The sequence below is a fragment of the Paraglaciecola sp. genome, from assembly GCF_051252315.1.
Classification (GTDB): domain Bacteria; phylum Pseudomonadota; class Gammaproteobacteria; order Enterobacterales; family Alteromonadaceae; genus Paraglaciecola.
In genome coordinates this window covers 59,846-80,331 of record NZ_JBPOFP010000008.1, presented here as the reverse complement: position 1 = coordinate 80,331, position 20,486 = coordinate 59,846, and the positions used below count along the sequence as shown (strand labels likewise).

General features: G+C 39.7%; 14 protein-coding genes. 10 read left to right on the top strand and 4 right to left on the bottom strand.

Annotated elements, in window-relative coordinates; genetic code table 11:
* On the bottom strand, positions 1-610 hold a 610-nt coding region (locus tag ACSHXM_RS02870), incomplete at its 3' end, for a substrate-binding periplasmic protein (RefSeq protein WP_435687214.1).
* A 317-nt stretch (positions 611-927) separates the two neighbouring features.
* Here ACSHXM_RS02870 and ACSHXM_RS02865 point away from each other — a divergent pair.
* Both ACSHXM_RS02865 and ACSHXM_RS02860 read left to right on the top strand, forming a co-directional pair.
* A complete protein-coding gene (locus tag ACSHXM_RS02865; protein ID WP_435687213.1) occupies positions 928-2,532 on the top strand; it encodes an ABC-F family ATPase in 1,605 nt (534 codons plus the stop codon).
* Positions 2,533-2,605: 73 nt separating this feature from the next.
* The gene (locus ACSHXM_RS02860) at positions 2,606-3,280 is read left to right on the top strand and encodes a nitroreductase family protein (RefSeq protein WP_435687212.1); all 675 of its coding nucleotides are present in this window, start codon (positions 2,606-2,608) and stop codon (positions 3,278-3,280) included.
* 31 nt (positions 3,281-3,311) lie between these two features.
* Here the strand turns inward: ACSHXM_RS02860 and ACSHXM_RS02855 are convergent, their stop codons facing one another.
* Both ACSHXM_RS02855 and ACSHXM_RS02850 read right to left on the bottom strand, forming a co-directional pair.
* A complete protein-coding gene (locus ACSHXM_RS02855; RefSeq protein WP_435687211.1) occupies positions 3,312-3,731 on the bottom strand; it encodes a hypothetical protein in 420 nt (139 codons plus the stop codon).
* Positions 3,732-3,878: 147 nt separating this feature from the next.
* Entirely contained in the window at positions 3,879-5,936 is a 2,058-nt protein-coding gene (locus ACSHXM_RS02850; RefSeq protein WP_435687210.1) for a winged helix-turn-helix domain-containing protein, read from the bottom strand.
* A 292-nt stretch (positions 5,937-6,228) separates the two neighbouring features.
* Here ACSHXM_RS02850 and ACSHXM_RS02845 point away from each other — a divergent pair, with 292 nt between their 5' ends.
* From ACSHXM_RS02845 to ACSHXM_RS02820, 6 genes are all read left to right on the top strand, one after another.
* Complete coding sequence (locus ACSHXM_RS02845; protein ID WP_435687209.1) at positions 6,229-7,608, top strand: sigma-54-dependent transcriptional regulator; 1,380 nt, start codon at positions 6,229-6,231, stop codon at positions 7,606-7,608.
* A complete protein-coding gene (locus ACSHXM_RS02840; protein WP_435687208.1) occupies positions 7,589-8,863 on the top strand; it encodes a sensor histidine kinase in 1,275 nt (424 codons plus the stop codon). Before ACSHXM_RS02845 ends, ACSHXM_RS02840 begins: the two co-directional genes overlap by 20 nt.
* Positions 8,864-9,064: 201 nt before the next feature.
* Complete coding sequence (locus ACSHXM_RS02835; protein ID WP_435687207.1) at positions 9,065-10,315, top strand: efflux RND transporter periplasmic adaptor subunit; 1,251 nt, start codon at positions 9,065-9,067, stop codon at positions 10,313-10,315.
* A gap of 42 nt (positions 10,316-10,357) precedes the next feature.
* Complete coding sequence (locus ACSHXM_RS02830; protein ID WP_435687206.1) at positions 10,358-11,077, top strand: ABC transporter ATP-binding protein; 720 nt, start codon at positions 10,358-10,360, stop codon at positions 11,075-11,077.
* Complete coding sequence (locus ACSHXM_RS02825) at positions 11,074-13,503, top strand: ABC transporter permease (protein WP_435687205.1); 2,430 nt, start codon at positions 11,074-11,076, stop codon at positions 13,501-13,503. Before ACSHXM_RS02830 ends, ACSHXM_RS02825 begins: the two co-directional genes overlap by 4 nt.
* A gap of 11 nt (positions 13,504-13,514) precedes the next feature.
* Positions 13,515-15,929, top strand: coding sequence for an ABC transporter permease (locus ACSHXM_RS02820; RefSeq protein ID WP_435687204.1), 2,415 nt, complete (start codon positions 13,515-13,517; stop codon positions 15,927-15,929).
* Between the two features lie 128 nt (positions 15,930-16,057).
* Here ACSHXM_RS02820 and gorA read toward each other — a convergent pair whose 3' ends face one another.
* Entirely contained in the window at positions 16,058-17,404 is a 1,347-nt protein-coding gene (gorA, locus tag ACSHXM_RS02815) for a glutathione-disulfide reductase (RefSeq protein WP_435687203.1), read from the bottom strand.
* A gap of 251 nt (positions 17,405-17,655) precedes the next feature.
* Here gorA and prlC point away from each other — a divergent pair, with 251 nt between their 5' ends.
* Both prlC and ACSHXM_RS02805 read left to right on the top strand, forming a co-directional pair.
* Positions 17,656-19,695: an oligopeptidase A gene (gene prlC / locus ACSHXM_RS02810; protein WP_435687202.1), complete on the top strand. Its 2,040-nt coding sequence runs from the start codon at positions 17,656-17,658 to the stop codon at positions 19,693-19,695.
* Positions 19,696-19,711: 16 nt separating this feature from the next.
* Positions 19,712-20,401 carry a DNA-3-methyladenine glycosylase I gene (locus tag ACSHXM_RS02805; RefSeq protein WP_435687201.1) on the top strand — a complete coding sequence of 230 codons (690 nt, stop codon included), beginning with the start codon at positions 19,712-19,714 and terminating at the stop codon, positions 20,399-20,401.
* The last annotated feature ends 85 nt before the right edge of the window (positions 20,402-20,486 follow it).

The window sequence follows — 20,486 nt, the reverse complement described above, 5'->3', positions numbered from 1 at the left end:
GGCTTTTACCGGCGATTTCAGTACTTAAATAATCAAATACATTTAAGTCAATAACTATCGCGTCAACCACACCTTGTAACAGTAACTCTACTTGTTTTTTCTGATCAGCCATTTCAAAGTAAAGGCTATTGCCTTTCACTAAATTTGAATATTCATCGCCTAGTACGTCTTTGGCACTTTGAAAGCCCACCAGTCTGAATGCTGATAAATCTTGAATCTCAGCAATTTTTAAGTTTCTTTTGCTTAAGCTTAAAACAACATTTTGGTAGTTAATATACACGTCACTTAATCGTTCTGAAGAAACTCCAATTCCTTCGTTCAAAGTTAATGCAATATCTACTTGCGCATCATTTAATAGCTCGATAGTAGTTTGATGTGGTACATAAACAACTTTAGTTTTATGCCCCATTCTAGAAAGTACTTGCCGGATAATATCCAACTCGAATCCCGTATGGTCTAAAGGGTTAATATAAGGAGGGCGAGCCCACCCAGCTGCAACACTAATTGTGTCCGCTCTAACAGTGAAACTCCAACAAACACAGGTAATCAGTATCAGCACAATCCTTGCTGAAACGAAGTTAAATCTAGAATGTTTAGACAATACTTTCATTAGGCTCTATTTGTTCTCTTTCATAGCAGCTTAAAACCCTCTTTCATTTTAGTCATAGATAGTGAATTTCTACAAGACGTTTAATACTAGCTTGATAAAACATTAATATGAAAATCTAACAAATAAAGGTAAATATAACTACCCTTCAAAATAAAGTAACCACAATACAATTAGAACACACTAAATTAGTATAAAAAACCATCAACAAGACTCGACTTTAAGTCGGCATTTCCGTATGATGCGCGGCCTTTGTTTGTCATGCTTTTAATCTGCAATACCAAACTTTTTACTAATTTATTTATTCTGGAATACCCACTTTGATTTCTACCGCAAACATCACCATGCAGTTTGGTGCAGAACCATTATTTGAAAATATTTCAGCCAAATTTGGTAATGGAAATCGTTATGGCTTAATCGGCGCTAACGGTTGTGGAAAATCCACGTTTATGAAAATACTTAGTGGCGAATTAACCCCAAGTGCCGGAAATATATCGATAACCCCAGGTGATAAGTTAGGCACTCTCAGCCAAGACCAGTTTGCCTTTGAAGAATTTACAGTCGTCGATACTGTGATTATGGGAGATGTAAATCTTTGGAAAGTAAAAAAAGAAAGAGATGAAATCTACTCAAAAGCAGAAATGAGTGAAGAAGACGGCATGCACGTAGCCGAACTAGAAACCCAATTTGCAGAAATGGACGGTTACACAGCCGAAGCACGAGCCGAAGAGATATTATTAGAAGCTGGCATACCTGCAGATTATCATTACGGCCTAATGTCACAGGTTGCTCCAGGTCGTAAGCTGCGAGTTTTATTAGCTCAAGCCTTGTACGCTAATCCAGATATTTTGTTACTAGATGAACCCACCAACAACCTTGATATTTACACCATCAATTGGTTAGCAGAAGTACTTAATCAACGTAAATGCACCATGATTATTATTTCTCACGATCGTCATTTTTTAAATTCAGTATGTACTCATATGGCTGATATTGATTATGGCGAATTACGTATTTACCCGGGAAATTACGAAGCATATCAAGCAGCTTCATCATTGATTCAGGAACAACTATTAACTGAAAATGCGAAGAAAAGCGCCGAAATGGACGAACTTCAAGCCTTTGTTGATCGCTTCTCTGCCAATGCCTCAAAAGCCAAACAAGCCTCATCTCGCGCTAGAAGATTAGAAAAAATCACACTAGATGAGGTCAAATCATCTAGTCGTCGTACCCCAAGAATTGTTTTAAAACAGCATAAAAAGTTGCATCGCCAAGCCTTAATTCTCGAACAACTCGGTCATGGTTTTGAAGATAACCTACTGTTTAAAAACGGTGAACTCATTCTAGAAGCAGGCGCTCGACTTGCTGTTATTGGTGAAAATGGAGTCGGAAAAACCACTTTCTTGCGCTGTTTAGTGAATGAGCTAAAAGCCAAACAAGGTGTGGTGAAATGGTCTGAAAATGCCACTATTGGTTATTGCCCACAAGACAGTACGGTCGATTTTGACAATGACTTAAGCCTATTTGACTGGATGTCACAATGGCGTACACCTAAACATGACGATTTAGCCGTCCGTGCTTTATTAGGTAGTTTATTATTTAGTGCTGATGACTTTAATAAAAAAGCCAAAGTATGTTCAGGTGGAGAAAAAAACCGCCTGTTATTTGGTAAATTAATGATGTCGGATATTAACGTACTAATTATGGATGAGCCCACTAACCACATGGATATGGAAGCCATTGAAGCCTTAAACAATGCGTTGAAAAAGTTCGACGGCACGCTAATTTTTGTGAGTCATGATAGACAGTTTGTATCGTCGTTGGCTACCCATGTGATTGAAATTTGCAATCAAAAGGTGATTCATTTCAAAGGTAGTTATAACGAATATTTGGCTAGTCGAGAAGAAGCACTGGCAGTAGCTTAAAGGGCGAACCAAATAAACTCGCATTAATAGTTTCTATAAAATACAGTTATCAAAAACACAATAGAGATAATCCATGCAAGATCACAACAGTTTGCCATTAACTGACTTTATTGAATATCCACCAGCAGAAATGTTGGTCCGAGCTAAACAGTTTTATGCTGATATTAAACGTCGACACAGCATTCGAAAGTTCAGTGATAAACCTGTGGCTAAAGAAATTATCGAAACCTGTATTAAAGCGGCAGGTACCGCTCCTAATGGTGCGAATCACCAACCTTGGCATTTTGTCGCTATCCACTCTCCTGAAGTAAAGAAACAAGTACGACAACAAGCAGAAGCCCACGAACAAGGGTTTTACCAAGGACGAGCTGGAGAAGAGTGGTTAGAAGCGCTTAAACCTTTAGGCACTGATGCTGATAAGCCTTACCTTGAACATGCTCCTTGGTTAATCGCCATATTTAGCCAAAAGCAAACTCAATTAGATGATGGCAACAAACAAAATAATTATTACGTTCATGAATCAGTAGGCATAGCCACTGGCTTTTTAATCAACGCATTACATAATTCCGGGTTGGCAACCTTAACCCATACACCTAAACCAATGAGTTTCTTATCGAAAATATGTAACCGTCCAGACAATGAACGACCATATATGTTATTGGTAGCCGGATATCCAGCGACTGATGCCACAATCCCGCAACATGCAATAGACAAAAAACCACTCGATGAAATAGCGAGTTTTTTGTAGCTAACTCGATAATTGTACTTGTATATACATACTAGTTAACCCGGACTGAAGGTGCAATGGCTTTTGCAGGGACAGCTTTGAAACAACGGTCTGTGCCACGCCTTATTTCCAATTTATAATTTTGAGGACAGGTAAGTTCGACAGAATTTTCATTAACAATCGAGCCCGCTTTAAACTTGCCCACACATTTATCAGCATAATCTCTGTAGTCTTTTATAAGGAAGTGACTTATAGATTTGTTGGCAACAGGTACGCGCACGTCTGCGCATTTTAACGGTGACTTATATTGTTTAGTGGCAGGTTTGTAACACCTTGCGGAATCATTGTGATTAGTTTCGAAACTATAACCACTACTGCATTTGTAAAAAGTAGCTGCATCCACCGACGACGAATAACAAAAAAGCACACAGCCTGTGATAAATACAACCGCTGAATATATCGGTCTTGTCATACTCTTCTCCAAATTATTAAGTGACTTTGCCAACCAATAAGTTTCGCTACCTGCTGGTTAACTCAAGTATCAACAATTTGGCTTGAGAAGCTTGAGAGAAGTTTGAATCAATTTGAATAGTATATAAAACAACTAGTTAAGAGCTGATTAGTGATGATGGAAATTTGCATAATCTGTAATGGAAGTTTGGCCACTCATCAAGTCCTGAGCAAAAGCATCAGCATACTTTTGATGGCCTGCCTGCCACTGGCCATTAAGCCGCTGTTTTACTTTGTCACAGAGTTTAACAGCCAGTTCAAAGTTACCTGTGGCGTGGGCATAACTGGCTGGTAGCAACGAAAATCCTGGCCTAGGGTCAAACCAATCATATTTTTCACGCTCTTCAATATAAATTTTGGCTTGTTCGAATTGACCTAAATTCAAATAAATCAAAGCTAGATAGGCTGATATGATTGAGCGTGGGTATGTGTATTGTTCGCCCGACTCGTTATAGACGGCTACACCAATTTTTTCTGCCTCAAGATAATTCCCTTCTTCTAATGTGGCTAACGTTAAATCGGATTGGGCAATCAAAACACCTTCTTTATCCTGCAAGGATCGATATAAACTCACCACCTCATTTAGTTCGCGTTTTGCATTCACAAAACGTCCACTCGAGACCTTAACACCAGCAGCCATATGTTTAGCATAAACAACGTAATTCTTTGCCCCTAAATGTCGAAATAAATCAGCTGCTTGTTGGTAATAATGATTTGCAAGGTCTGCATCTGACTTTCCCACCCAAATAGTATTGCCCAGGTTTAACAACGCCTGCGCCTCTCGTAACTTAAAATGGTGCTCTTGAAATGTCGCTAACGCTATATTTAAATGCTCGAGCCCCTGCTCTATGTCACCTAGCGCTTGAAAACTCGTGCCTATATTCATGTGAGTCGCGCCAAATATGTTTTGATCTTGAATTTGTTCAACAGCTGGTAAAAATGCCTTAGCCATCTCAATTGACCTGGCCAAATTCCCCTCACTGTAGGCAATATTAGAAAGCAAGTTTTGTAAAAAGATACTTTGCCGTATTTCTAAGGCAATATTCAACAAGTTACTCGCTTGAGTTTTTGCGTCTGCAAGTTTCCCTTCTCTATACAATATTTCGACTAAAAATATTTTTGCCCAGGTAAATGTAGGCTCTCGCTTCAAAGCTAATTTTAAATAATCTTCTGCACTTTGGTATTCACCGTGATACAAGCGGCTAACGCCAATTGCAAAATCTTGATTGGCTTCTGCATTGTCACTATAAGCATGACTCAAAAACAATCTATCTGGATTATTTGGCAAGAGTAGCTGTAACAAATGCTCTAACATCATGTTTGAAGCTTCTAGAATATCCTGATTAATAAAATGATACTCAGTTGAGCTTTTATCAGCTGATAATAGTTGATAACTCAGGCTTGGCTCCCTGTTCTCGGTCAAGGTTAATCGCATGAGCAATAATTGTTTACATCCTAAGGCCGGGCAAACTTGTTGAAAAAGCTTGCTGTCATTATAGTCATACTGAATATTGGGTAAATGAGTCAAAGTAGAATGCATATCCGCGACTTGAATTTGAGGGAAGCGTTGCAATTCTTCTATAACCATAGTCATCACGCCATATTCAACCCAACGGTCTTGATCATCACCAGTGCTCAGTTGCACGGGCAGTACGGTTAATCTTTGTACTTCAAATGGCTTTTCTGGTGGCAAAACGTCTTTGCTAGTAAACCAATAAAGTAATAAAACCACCAACAAACACAATCCCCCCAAATAATAATACTTTGGGTGCAGGAATGTTTTTTCTACTTTAATAAGAGCTGGCGTTACAGCACTTGAGGCGTTGTTGTCTGCGGCAACTTTATTAACTTGGACATTGGGGTGGATCCTAAATCCTTTTCCCCGCAGAGTCTGGATAATCTCTCCTTGATCATAATGCTCCGTCAATATCTGCCGAGTATCGGAAACTAGTCTAGATAGTGACCATTCACTTACAACCAAACCTCTCCACAACTCATCTAATAAAGTGTATTTTTCTACAACTTGTTTGTCAGCAGATAATAATTTTTCAAGAAGTTGAAAAGACTTCTCGGGCAGGTCAACAGGTGTACCTTTATACGAGAATGCTTGCGTATTTGGATCGAGCACGAAGCCACAAAACTGAAAAATATACGGTTTATTATCCATACCTACGCCTATAACACTTATGACCACAACTCGACTAAATCGATATGTCCAGTGTGGTATTGTGCGTCACAAATATCAATAGCTAATTTACACACGTAGTCCTGAACTCTGGCACGAGTCAATTGTTCTGATTAAATCCTAAATATCCAACTGCAAATGTGTATCTTTGATCGAATTTCGAGTCGAATCTCCAGCTTTGGTACAAATGTAATTTCTTGATTAACCTTATTTAATTGTTGTGTGTTATGTATGATTGGTCTCGACACAAACTAGAAAAGCGTTAATTTAAAAGATGCAAACTCGTAGCAAGCCCAATGTGTTGGTAGTTGATGATCGAGCTGACGTGCGGGTCAGTGCGCGTTTTGTGCTCGAAGATAATCACTACCAAGTAACGGAAGCTGAAAGCCCTATTATGGCAAAAGAGCTAATCAAGCTCCATCAGGTTGATTTGATACTGATGGATATGAATTACTCTCTTGATACAACATCGGGTGAGGAAGGTTTAGAATTACTAACTTGGCTAAACAAAGCTGACTTAGGTATTCCAGCCGTAGCAATGACCGCTTGGTCTAACGTCGAATTAGCCGTCAAAGCGATGCAATTAGGCGCTGGAGATTTTCTGGAAAAACCCTGGAAAAATCAACGCCTGTTGCAAGTCGTTGCGCAACAAATCAAAGTCAGCGGTCTTAAGAAACAAAATCAAAAGCTGCAACAACAACTAGACAACACTCAAATAGAAGAAGGCCAATATCAATGGCTTTCGTCTTGTATGCACGAACTCATGCAACAAATTAATAGTGTGGCAAGTGCCAATGTAGCGATATTACTCACAGGAGACAATGGAACAGGTAAAAGTCAATTGGCGAGTTACATTCATAATCAGTCTCAAGTGAATAACGGGCCATTTATTGCGGTAAATATGGGCGCTATTTCAGAATCTCTATTTGAAAGTGAAATGTTTGGGCATACTAAAGGCGCTTTTACCGATGCAAAATCTAGTCGAATTGGTCGTTTTGAATTAGCCCAAAATGGCTCGTTGTTTTTGGACGAAATAGCCAATATTCCCTTATCACAGCAAGCCAAACTATTACGAGTACTGGAAACTGGCGAATATGAAGTCTTAGGTTCTAGCCAAACACAAGTTACCTCCATACGTTTAATTAGTGCGACAAACGGTAATTTTAAAGAGTTGATTGAAAAAGAGTTATTCCGTGAAGACTTATTCTATCGAATCAACACCATCGAATTTAGAGTGCCATCTTTAAAAGAACGTACGTTAGACATTACTCCTTTGGCTGAACATTTTATTAATATGTATTGTAAAAAGTACGCCAAAGTCAGTATTAAACTGAATGCCGATGCGATGCAGGCCTTACAGGAGTATCATTGGCCAGGTAATATCCGCGAGTTAAGTCATTTAATGGAAAGAGCCGTATTACTTTGCAGGCAAGATACCTTATCGGCTTCTGACCTCAATATTCAGCCTAGTTCAGATGTCGAGCAACTGAGTTCTGAGTTACCCATGATGACATTAGAAAGTGCTGAAAGAAAACTCATCACTCAAGCGCTTCAACAGGTTAATCAACATGTTCCAAATGCAGCAAAATTATTAGGCCTCACCAAATCATCACTTTACCGAAGATTAGAAAAATATGACGATCTTCAAAAGTAAGAGTTTAAGCGCTTATATTCTGTCTGTTTTAGGAGCTTTTGCTTTCCTATTTTTACTGACTGTTACTTGGATTTTAGTGGTAGCAGATTGGGATTTATGGAATATCGGTTTGACCATTGCGGTACTCAGCTTGCTATTACTTATGTGCATTATGCGGTTTAAACATAAAATAATTTCGTCCTTTGATCGAGCTCTTTTACATATAGAAGCGGTCAAGGTAGAAGATTATAACCAATATGCTAAATCAGAATTTAAAGAGGGAGTGACGGCTAATTTCCATAATGAACTCAACATGCTCAGCGAAAAAATGCAGACGCATAAGTCACAATATGATCAACATGCATTGCTGTTGTATCAGCTGATCGATCAGTTAAATACACCAATGTTGGTGTTCAATCAAAAACAAAAACTCAGTTATGCTAATGCTGCTTTTTCAACGTTATTTGGCCAACCATGGCAAATGTACCGTCTTGCCTCCCCAAGGCTCCTAGGCTTAATTGAGACTGACAATGGTTGGGAATTACCGAGTAAAGATCAACAGTGGCATGTTAGCCAAAGTGAGTTTATTGATGCGGGTGAACGTCATCAGCTTCTCGTATTTACCAATATCAACTCAGCTATTCGTGCCAGTCAACTGAGTGCATGGCAACAAATAATTCGTGTTATGGGACATGAAATTCGTAACTCCCTCACGCCTGTCTCTTCGTTAGCGGAAAGCCTTGGAAGCAAATCCGACTCAGCGAGAGACAAACAGGCTTTGGCCGTCATCACTGAACGTTGTCATCATTTGCAGGATTTCGTCAACCGTTACTCGTCTTTATCTCAAACTCTAAGCTTGGATAGTCAAAAAATTGATGTAACTCTTTTCTTAGAACGGCTTAAGGGGTTATTTTCAGTGAACAACCTAACCTTTACTAACAAGGCAAAGTGGCTGTGGGCAGATCCAACGTTTATCGAACAGGTTTTCATTAATTTACTAAAAAACGCTTTTGAAGCAGAAGCCTCAAATGTAAAAATTGAAGTTTTCGAAAAATCTCAACAAACCATAATTAAAATTATCGACGACGGTCATGGCTTTGCCAATATCGACAATTTGTTTGTACCTCTATTTACCACCAAACAAGAAGGCCAAGGTATTGGCCTGACATTTTGTCGTAACATCATTGAGCAACATGGTGGGTCAATAGACATTAAAAATAACCCCGCACCAGACCAAGGCATGACCGTATCCATTGGTCTTCCTATTTCCTCGTAAATTCCTCTTTTATCTTTTAAAAGAGAATTAATGCGTTATTTATTCCGATACCGGACTCATTTGGTCCGATATCGGACTACATCCTAAGTCCCAACATCCCAAACAACACTAACTTATTGTAATTTATCAACATTACTATCTGGCACGACTCTTGTTATATCAATCCTATTCACACCCTAAATAACTGAACTGGAGAATAAAGTGGACGTAGCGAAAGCTAAAAAGCCATCTTCTTTTAAGCCAACCCCAAGGAATATGCTGCTTGGTTTGATTGTAGTGATCTGTGTACTGGCATATTTTGCAATTAGCAACGGCGGTACAGTGTCTGTTGACCGAGAGAACATAATAGTCGAATCAGTTCAACAAGGTGATTTAGAAGTCATTATCGAAGGATATGGGACTTTGACTTCAGATAAGCAGCAGCTGATTACTTCTTTTTCACCTGCCACGGTGAAAGAAATTGTATTAAAGCCAGGAGCACAAGTCAGTTCTAATAGCGTGATTGTGCGTTTGGAAAATCCAGAATTGGTTTTACAGGTTGAAAATGCCCAACAAGAGTTAATTCAGGTACAGGCAAATTTACGTCAATTAAAACTTAATAATCAGCGGGAAATCTTAAATGAGTCCGCCAATCTAGCTGAAATCACCGCTCGCTTTGATACCGCCGCACTAAAACTAATTGCAGAAAAAAAACTGGTTAAACAAGGCATAGTATCTCAACTGACATTTCAACAATCAGCCCTAGATGAAAAGCAACTCAAACAACGTATTACTATTTTAAAGCAGCGCATTGCTCAACTTAAATTGGTTCATAACGAGTCAGTTAATATCCAACTTGAGCGAGTCAAGCAACAACAAGGCCGACTCAATATCGCTGAATCAAGATTAGATAAGTTGACCGTTAGAGCCGGTTTTGACGGAGTGTTACAACGTTTATCAGTTGAATTAGGTCAAAGTCTAGCTGCGGGTCAAGAGGTTGCCTTAATTGGCAGTGTGACCGACCTCATTGCACTTATCCGCGTGCCACAAAGTCAAGCTCAGCTTATAACCATAGGGAAAACAGCCATAATAGATACGCGTCGTGACAAAATTGAAGGCACGGTCAGCCGTATAGATCCAGTTGTTGATAATAATACAGTGGAAGTTGAAATTTCCTTACCTGCTTCACTGCCAGCGAGCGCTCGGCCACAACTGAGTGTAGATGGAGTGATAATCGCTGATACCTTACAAAATGTCAGATATATCAAACGCCCAGCAGGTGCAAAATCAAATACTAACGTTTCGTTATACAAAATAAATAGCCAAGAAAACGCCATCTCTCAAGAATTACGTTTTGGTGTTCAAGCTGGGCAATTTATCCAAATACTGTCAGGAGCTGCTGCAGGTGAGGAATTTATTATTTCTGACCTATCAAATCTTCAGGCGACTAATCACCTCATCAGTATTAACTAGAATCTGATGAATCAAAATATAGAAAATTAAAGGAAGCTATTTATGAATGATTTAAAAAAGACCGACATTAAAATTCAAATGAAAAATATCTCAAAGATTTTTGAAACAGATGAGCTTGAAACTCACGCCTTAAAGAATGTTGATATCACCATCAATGCCGGAGATTATGTTTCAATTTCAGGCCCGTCTGGTTGTGGTAAATCAACCTTATTGTCCATTTTAGGTTTATTGGACATGCCTTCAGGCGGTGAGTACTTTATTGAAGGTACCAATGTTACCGACTTGTCACTCGACCAAGCAGCAGAGATCCGCAATAGTAAAATTGGCTTTATTTTTCAATCATTTAACTTAATTGATGAATTATCCGTATTTGATAACGTCGCGCTACCCTTACGCTATAAAACAAAAGTACCAACTGAAAAAGAAATTACAGCTCGTGTAAATGAATGTCTTGCGTTAGTGGATATGAGCCATCGAACCAGCCACAAGCCAAATCAATTGTCTGGTGGACAACAACAACGTATCGCCATTGCGCGCGCTTTAGTAGCAGAGCCGGCTATTTTACTAGTAGATGAGCCGACAGGTAACTTAGACTCGAAAAGTGGCGATCAAGTTATGGACGTGCTGGAAAAACTTAACGACTGTGGCACAACCATTTGTATGGTGACCCATGATCCACGTTATGCAGACATGGCCAATATTCAACTTAAATTATTAGATGGTTCTATTTTAACCACCCCCGAGTTGAAGGAGGTTGTATGAGGCAGTTTCTTTATCAACAAAAACAAGCGTGGGCCAGCCTCAAAAAGAAATTAGGTTTTGTCACAACAGTTGTGACCACTATGGGTACGACCTTAGGTGCCTTGCTATGCGTCTTAACATTAGGCCACTTATTGATTGTTGAGCCTTTACCTTATCCTGAGCAAGAAAAATTATATAACGTGATACATGGTATAGGCGATAAATCTGGTGAAACCAATGCCACAGCGTTTACCTACCCTGGGTTAATCCACCTATATAAAAATCAGGATATCTTTAAGAAAGCGGCGTTGATTCATTATGGTCAAGATGTACTCACTTCCTTGCCAAACCAACCCACACTAGATACTGGGTATGTTACCCCAGAGTGGTTCGAGTTATTAGGCGCAAAAATGCGCATGGGCCGCAAATTTGAAAGCACCGAAGCATTAGATACATTCAACCCTGTTGCCATCATTAGCTATAAAACATGGCAAGACGAATTCGCATCTGACGTTGACATGCTGGATAAAAAAGTATCTTTCAGTGGTGTAAGTTACCGTGTAATTGGTGTTTTAGACGAAAGTTTTATAGAGCCTCAAATTGCTGAATCAGGACGTAATGTGGGTATGTGGTTTCCGTGGGATTACAATCTTGACGCGCGCTTAAAAGAACGTTGGGGAAATATCAGTGGCTCATTGACCTTTGTAGGCAAATTGAAAGATGGTTTGAGTCCATCGCAAGCAGAACAAATTATCACCCCATTGGTTCACGATACTTGGGTTGAAAATGTTGCTTCTATTCCTTTTTTTAGTGGTTGGTCAATTGAAATGACACTTGAGTCATTCCAAACCGCTATTGTGGGAGACAGCTCTAATACAGTTTATAAATTATTAGCGGGTGTGTTTGGCTTAGTTTTAATTGCTTTCGCCAACATTGCTAATTTGTTTATGTCCCGCACGGCAGAACAACAAAGACAGTTGGCTATTTATGCGGCGCTTGGTGCCAAAAAATCCCACCTATTTCGAGGTCTGTTAGCAGAGTCTGGGGTGCTGATGTTTCTTTCGTTATTGCTAGCATTAGTCATCGCGTCTCTAGGTTTCTCTTTACTACAAGCAAACTTGGCCTCTCAACTACCTCGCATTAATGAACTAGGTTTAAATCTGCTTACCTTTATTGCAGCGATAATTCTGGCTCTTTCATTCGCATTGTTATTCGCGTTTCTGAGTAGTCAAATGATTAAATATCGAGCGCTCAACTCCGTTCTGCAAGCCAGTGGTAAAGGAACTGGTGTGCAAGTTTCTAAACGCTTTAGGCAAGCGCTCATAGTCAGCCAAGTGTGTATTGCTACGGTATTAGTTTTTGCCAATATTACTTTGTTCAAAGAGGCTGTAGATACTATCACTCAACCTTCTGGGTACAGTGTAGACAATATGACCCAAATGAGTTTATCGGTATCCGCGCCAGAAATGCCCCCCAGAGAAGAAGTCGCAGCCACAATGACCGAACTCAAGAAAAAACTTTTGGAATTACCTCAGGTAGAAAGCATTTCCCAGTCGGGCTCGGTACTAAATGGTTTTGGTTTGTGGGCTTTGACAGCAGTGGCAACTGGTGAAAACTTCACACCCGAGAACACAGGTGTCAGCGATAAATATTTCACTATGATAGGTCAGGAGTTACTTGAAGGTGATTACATCAGTGAAGCCGATGTAAAAGATAGTGCACGTGTAATGATAGTTAACGACGTATTTGCTAAGCGCCTTAATCCAGAAGGCACTGCATTAGGTTTACAGATTTCACCAGGAGGAGACAATGAGCCTTTCACCATTATAGGGGTTGTGAAGGGTGTGAAAATGCCAGCTCGATCTGATATTCCAATGCGTGTTTACACTCCTTCAAGGTTATCGAGTACACAAATGACGCTGAAGTTAAGTGATGGGCAAAGTGTAAGTCGAGAAGAAGTCGTATCAGCAATTAGTGAAGTCAGTAGTTTATATGCGTTATTTAGCTTAGATACCTTAAATAATGAAAAGAAAAGACGCTTATTTACTCAATATACAACCGCCACTACCACTGCAGCCATTGCAATCATTACCTTATTTTTAGCCAGCGTTGGTCTTTATGGGATCTTAAGTTATGGCACTCAAATGAGAAGATTTGAATTGGGTACTCGCATGGCGATTGGTGCCAAACGTAAAGATTTGGTAGGGCTCATAGTGAAAGACAATATTTGGGTGATTGTGCTAGGCATTACGTCGAGCATAGTGATAATGCTAGGGGTTTATATAGGTTACAAAGAAGCACTGGCTACTTATATGAGTGTGGATTTATTACCTATGTTTTTGTCCACTGTGTTATCCATTGCAATATTGTCACTGTTCGCTTGTTATTGGCCATTACGTCAGTACATCAATCACCCCGCTATTCTTTCTTTGCGTGGCAGTGACTAGGGCATTAGGTGATGAACCAATCTCTATATTTACTAAAACCAGCTTGGGCTAGCCTTAAAAATAGGCCTGGGTTTGTTGCAGCAGTTGTCACTACTATGGGTCTCACTTTAGGCACACTTTTATGTGTGCTTACCTTGGCTTACCTATTATTAGTATCACCTTTGCCCTACCCAGAGAGCGACAGCCTGTTTACCGTTGAACATAATTTAATTGATAGTAATGGACATGTAGATGGTAATGCTTTTACCTATCCAAACTTGATGCAGTTATACAACAAACAAACGACTTTTAGTCAATTAGGGATAATGTACTACGACGCTGATGTATTGGTTTCTGAGCCTTCTCATCCCACTCTGCCTATTTCTTTTGTGACGCCGGAGTGGTTTTCTCTTTTAGGGGCAGAAATGGCGGTAGGTCGAAGCTTTGGATCTACAGAAGCACTGAATACCTATAATCCGGTGGCGATATTGAGTTACCAAACGTGGAAAAATCAATTCTCACTTGATGCCGATATTTTGTCGAAGAAGGTGCAGTTTGGTGACGTAAGTTATCGAATCGTCGGAGTATTAAGCGAAAAATTCATTGAACCCCAAATCTATGGTGTGGGTAACAAATCTGATGTATTTTTGCCTTGGGATTATAACTCTGTTAGTCCAAGAGAACGTCAAAGATGGGGTAACGATGATGGCAGTTTAATGATGCTGGGCAAATTGAAATCAGGCTATTCCACAATTCGACAGAAGCAAGAGCTTACGACTTTGGTAAGTGATAATTGGCAACAGCAAGTAGCCGGACACAAATTTTTTAACGGTTGGAGCATAGGCATAAAACTACACTCGTTAGAGTCGGTGATTCTGGCGAATAGTCAAAACACAGTATATTTATTAATTGCAGGAGCGATTGGATTAATACTGATTGCCACAACCAATATCGCCAATTTGTTTATGTCTCGCACTTTAGGTCGAAATAGACAGATCGCCATTTGTGCAGCATTAGGTGCATCTCGACGACAGTTATTCAAAACAATGTTAGCCGAATCATTGTTGTTGGTAGGCATATCAACATTAATTGCCATATATATTGCCTCTATTGGCTTTAAAGGTATGCAGTTGTTTTTAAGCCACTACTTACCTAGGATTGACGAGTTGTCTATACATGTAAGTACGTTATTATGTGCCATATTCTTGATGCTTAGTTTCGCTTGGCTTTTTGCTTATCTAAATATGCGAATGATTAATTACCGAGCGCTAAATCAATCGATACAAAGTGGAGGGAAAGGCAGCGGTATACAAGTACCGAAGAAAATGCGAAAGGGTTTAGTACTCTGTCAAATCGCCATTGTCACCTTACTGGTATTTATTAATATTGTGCTATTCAAGGAAGCATTTACCACAATTAATCGCCCTTCTGGATTTGAAACTCAAGATACCTCTTTTTTAGTACTGTCTTTACCCTCTGTAAGTGAAAATGAACGAGCTGGGTTAATTGCACAAGTGAAAGAAGTCAGAAACAAATTGGCCGCACTACCCCAAGTAGAAGATGTGAGTCAGTCTATGGCACCTATGCCGTTTTTTACATTAGCAATAAGTCGCTTAGGGGGTGAAGAGCGTTACTCAATGAGAGCCAAAGATGTCGACCATGCTTATTTCCAATTAATTGAGCAACCGCTACTAGCTGGCAATTATTTCAGCGCTGCGGATATCCAAGATAAAAACAACGTCATGATAATCAATGACGTGTTTGCCAAACAACTAGCACCCAATGGTAATGCACTTGGTTTAACATTTGATAATGGAGCCAAGGTTGTAGGGGTGGTTAAAAGCATACTCCTACCCGGACAAACCACTATTGAACCGCGTTTTTATTACCCAGCATCACAGGCCAGAAATATGTTTTTGGTTAAAACGAAAGAGAGCCAAGTCATTACCCGGGAGCAAGTTGTGAAGGTGTTGCTGCAAGTCTCTAGTGAGCTAAAACTGTTCAGCTTATCTACATTAAATTCACGTCGTGTTGAGCGTTTGTTTGCACAATACACCACAGCAGTCACCAGCGGTGCTTTAGCGATTATCACCTTTTTGTTAGCCGGATTAGGCTTGTACGGAATACTCAGTTACAGCACGCAAATTCGGCGCTTTGAAATAGGTACCCGATTAGCAATTGGCGCAAAGCGTAAAGACATAGTGAAACTCATCATTAAAGACAATGCTTCGATGATAATACTTGGCATGCTAACAAGTTTTACCGTACTGCTAGCCTTATTTTTAGGACTCAATGAAAACCTGAAAGATTATTTAACTGGCAACATAGTCTCAGCATTTGTCATGACCTTTGTGCCGATTGTTTTGTTATCACTGTTTGCCTGCTATTGGCCATTAAGAAAATACATTAATCAACCTACCGTTTATTCTTTGCGAGGTAATGATTAATAATGTGTTCGCAATATATGTTTGATATGAGTGAAGGATAAACGACCCCTTTAAGAGATTTTAACTGTCATACTCTCAAAGGGCCCGTTTAGTTCTTTAGCGTAACCTTTACAATTTCCCTGTCATATCTACATAGTGACGTATTCTTCACCACTGGTTGGGTGAATAGCCACACAGGCATCAAAATCAGCTTTAGTCGCGCCCATTTTCATTGCTACGCCAAATCCTTGAAGGATTTCGTCCATACCAAAACCAATACCGTGTAAACCAACGACTTTTTGATCGTCACCGGCACAAACAATTTTCATTTTGGTCATTTGTCTATGTTTGGTAATGGCAGTATACATAGCAGCAAAGCCCGATTTATATACAGTAATATTATCTTCACCATATTCTTTATTGGCTTCTTCTTCACTTAAGCCCATAGTGCCTATTGGCGGGTGGCTAAACACCACTGTTGGGATCAGTGAATAATCCATGTGTGCAAACGTTTGGCCGTTAAATAGGCGTTCAGACAACAATCGACCAGATTTAACCGCCACTGGGGTTAATTCAACATAACCAATATTGTCACCAACAGCGTAGATCCCATCAACATTGGTATTTTGATATTTATCTACCTTGATATAACCTCGCTCATTAAGCTCAACACCGGCTTTTTCTAGACCAATGTTATTATTGGCTGGCTCACGACCTATTGCCCAAATAACACTGTCTGTCTCAATTGACTCACCACTTTCAAACTCAATGGTAAGCGAACCGTCTTCGTTTTTAAGTACTTTTGTTGGTGTAGAGTTTGTGCGTAATGTAGGGCCGTCTTGCGCCATTAATTCCACCAGCGTTTCTGACAACATCGAATCAAAATTACGTAAAGGTGCATGTTTTCGCACCACTAACGTTGTATCAGTGCCTAAAGCATGTAGCACACCCGCCAACTCAACAGCTATGTAACCCGCACCTACCACAACCGCACGTTTAGGTTGCTGAGTGAGTTCAAAGAAACCGTTTGAATCAATACCTAAATCAGCGCCAGGAATATTTGGCTTAATAGGCCGACCACCTGTCGCTACTAAAATATGATCTGCTGTATAAAGTTTACCGTCTACCTCTAGAGTATTTTTATCTACAAATTTGGCAAACCCTTTAATTAACGTTACACCGTTGTTTTTAAAACCATTCCCATAACTGGTATGAATGCGCTTTATGTAAGCCTCGCGGCTATCAACTAACGTTTGCCAGTTAAAGTTATTGACTGTGATATCAAAGCCATAGTCCGGCGCATACAAATTAATTGCTTCAGCTACATGGGCGCCAAACCACATGACTTTTTTGGGTACACAACCCACGTTGACACAGGTTCCACCCACATCAACCGCCTCTATCACAGCTACCTTTTTTCCATGTTTTGCCGCTCTATTGGCTGATGCTATGCCACCACTACCGCCACCAATACAAATATAATCAAAATCTGCCATCACACTGTCTGCCTACTTTTTTAAAACGTTATATGCAAGATAATATCTATCCGAAAAAATTGACACCGCAATTTTTCAATCAGGTTAATCGAGTCAGTAGATAGTCCTATTCAGTATGGGTATTAGAACAAGCTTTTTGCGATTTAATTACAAAATAACAAAATTATCTATGGCAACAGCCGGTCAGCTATTGAGATTTACAGATAACAACCCAACTTCTTTGTATAACTTAGTCGAGAAGAATAATATTTATGACCAATCCAATTAATGATTTATCTGGCCTGCCACAATTTTCCGCCATTAAACCCGAGCACATTCAACCCGCCATCGAAGAGTCTATCGAGGCGTGTAAAAACAACATTATTCAATTACTTAAACAAGAATCATACAGCTGGGACAACCTGATAGCACCGATTGAAGAAGTGGATGATCAGCTTAGTCGTAAATGGTCACCTATTTCTCATATGAACTCAGTAGTGAGTAATGACGAATTACGTGAAGCACATGATGCCTGTTTGCCTGCCCTTTCAGAATTTGGAACTTGGGTTGGCCAAAATGCTGACTTATACGCAGCTTATTGCCAAATAGAAGCCAGTCCTGAATTTGCAGATTTGTCTGAAGCTCAACAAAAAGTGATTACCCAAGCAATTCGTGATTTTAAATTATCTGGCGTGGCCTTGGATGATAAAAAGAAAAGCCGATATGCCGAAGTAAAAAGTCGACTTTCAGATTTAAGTTCTAACTTTAGTAACAATGTGATGGATGCCACTTTGGGTTGGTTCAAACACATCACAGATAAATCTGAATTAGCTGGATTACCAGACTCAGCTTTAGCTGCTGCCAGCCAAGTTGCCGAAAGTAAAGAGTTAGAAGGTTGGGTATTTACCCTAGATATACCCAGTTATTTACCCATAATGACCCATGCTGATAACCGTGAGTTACGTGAAGAAATGTACAGAGCTTATACTTCTCGAGCATCAGAGCAGGGTCCAAATGCTGGAAAGTGGGACAATACAGAAGTCATTAATGAAACCCTAAGCTTAAGGCAAGAGTTAGCCGGAATATTAGATTTTGAACACTATGCCGATTATTCGTTAGCCAGCAAAATGGCTAATTCCGGTTCACAAGTTACCGGATTTTTAGAAGATTTAGCCAAACGTTCTAAACCTCAAGCTAAAAAAGACGTTGAAGAACTAAATGCTTTCGCCAGCGAATTCTATCAAGCACCAACGCTCTTAGCTTGGGATATCCCTTATTACAGCGAAAAGTTAAAAGAAAAGACCTACAAAATATCTGATGAGCAACTTAGGCCTTATTTCCCAGAAAACAAGGTAGTTGCAGGCTTATTTGAAGTAGTCGCCCGTTTATATAATTTAAAAATCACCCAAGTTGAGAATGTAGATACTTGGCATAAAGACGTTAAGTTTTACGATATATACGACCAAGCAGGTGAATTAAGAGGTAGCTTTTATTTAGATTTATATGCTCGACCGCACAAACGAGGTGGCGCATGGATGGATGAATGCCAAGTACGCCGCAACAAACTTGACGGTTCTTTGCAAAGCCCTGTGGCCTATTTAACCTGTAACTTCAATGGTCCAGTTGGAGACAAACCAGCACTCTTTACCCATGATGAAGTTGTCACTTTATTCCATGAATTTGGACATGGTATTCACCATATGTTAACCAAAATCAATGTGGGTGGAGTGTCAGGCATTAACGGTGTAGCTTGGGATGCAGTAGAACTACCAAGCCAATTTCTCGAAAACTGGTGCTGGCAACCAGAGGCACTTAACTTTATTTCTGGACACTATGAAACTGGCGAATCCTTGCCACAAAACTTATTAGACAACATGTTAGCAGCGCGGAATTTCCAATCTGCCATGCAAATGTTAAGACAACTCGAGTTCAGTCTATTTGATTTTACCTTACATCAGAGCTTTAAAGATGCCGAATCCACACAAGTACAAACTTGGTTAGATAAGGTACGTGAAAAAGTAGCGGTAATTATTCCACCTAGTTTTAATCGTTTTCAGAATAGTTTTGGCCACATATTTGCTGGTGGATATGCAGCTGGATATTACAGTTACAAATGGGCTGAAGTCTTATCTTCTGATGCGTTCAGTCGCTTTGAAGAAGAGGGCATCTTTAACCAACAAACCGGTCATGACTTTTTAACTAACATTCTAGAAATGGGTGGTAGTAAAGAGCCTATGGAGTTATTCGTGGCCTTTAGGGGGCGTGAGCCAGAAGTAGATGCACTCTTAAGACATTCAGGCATAGCAGCTTAAATAACAGGAATTAACCATGAGCCACCTAGAAACTTTTCAGCAAATTTACCAACGTGCCAGCGAGCGAAAAGGTGGCGAGGCCGAGTTAGAGTCGTTAATTAGTCAGCCTCTTAACACTGCTGACTTAGCCGCAATAAGTGACGATAGGTATCTTGCAGAGTTTACTCAAAAAGTATTTCAGTCAGGCTTTGTGTGGAAAGTGGTTCGTAACAAATGGCCTGATTTTGAACGAGTATTTTTTGAATTTAACATTCAAAAAATACTGCTTATGCCAGACGAAATGTTAGAAAAGAAAGCATCTGACCCAAGTATTATTCGCAACTTTAATAAAGTTAAAACTATTCGTGAAAATGCCATTATGATCGACAATGTTAATCGTGAACAAGGCAGCTTTGCTCAGTTTGTTGCAGACTGGCCGACCGATGATATTATTGGTTTATGGGCGTATCTTAAAAAGCATGGAGCTAGGTTAGGAGGTAATACCGGTCCGTATGGATTACGCGCAATTGGCAAAGATACTTTTTTATTGAGTAATGACATAGTTGGATACTTTACCCAAAGAGATATCATTTCTGGTTCTGCTCAGTCCAAACGTAGTTTAACCGCCATTCAAAACAGCTTTAACCAACTGCAACAAGAATCGGGCCGCAGTTTACAAGAATTAAGTATGATTTTATCGAGAAGTGTGGGCGATAATTATCTTTAAAAACTAAGGTTAGTTACTATAGAGACTGCTTGGTTTAACAAAATTCAGCCGCGTGAGTTAAGCGGCTGACATATTACTAATTACG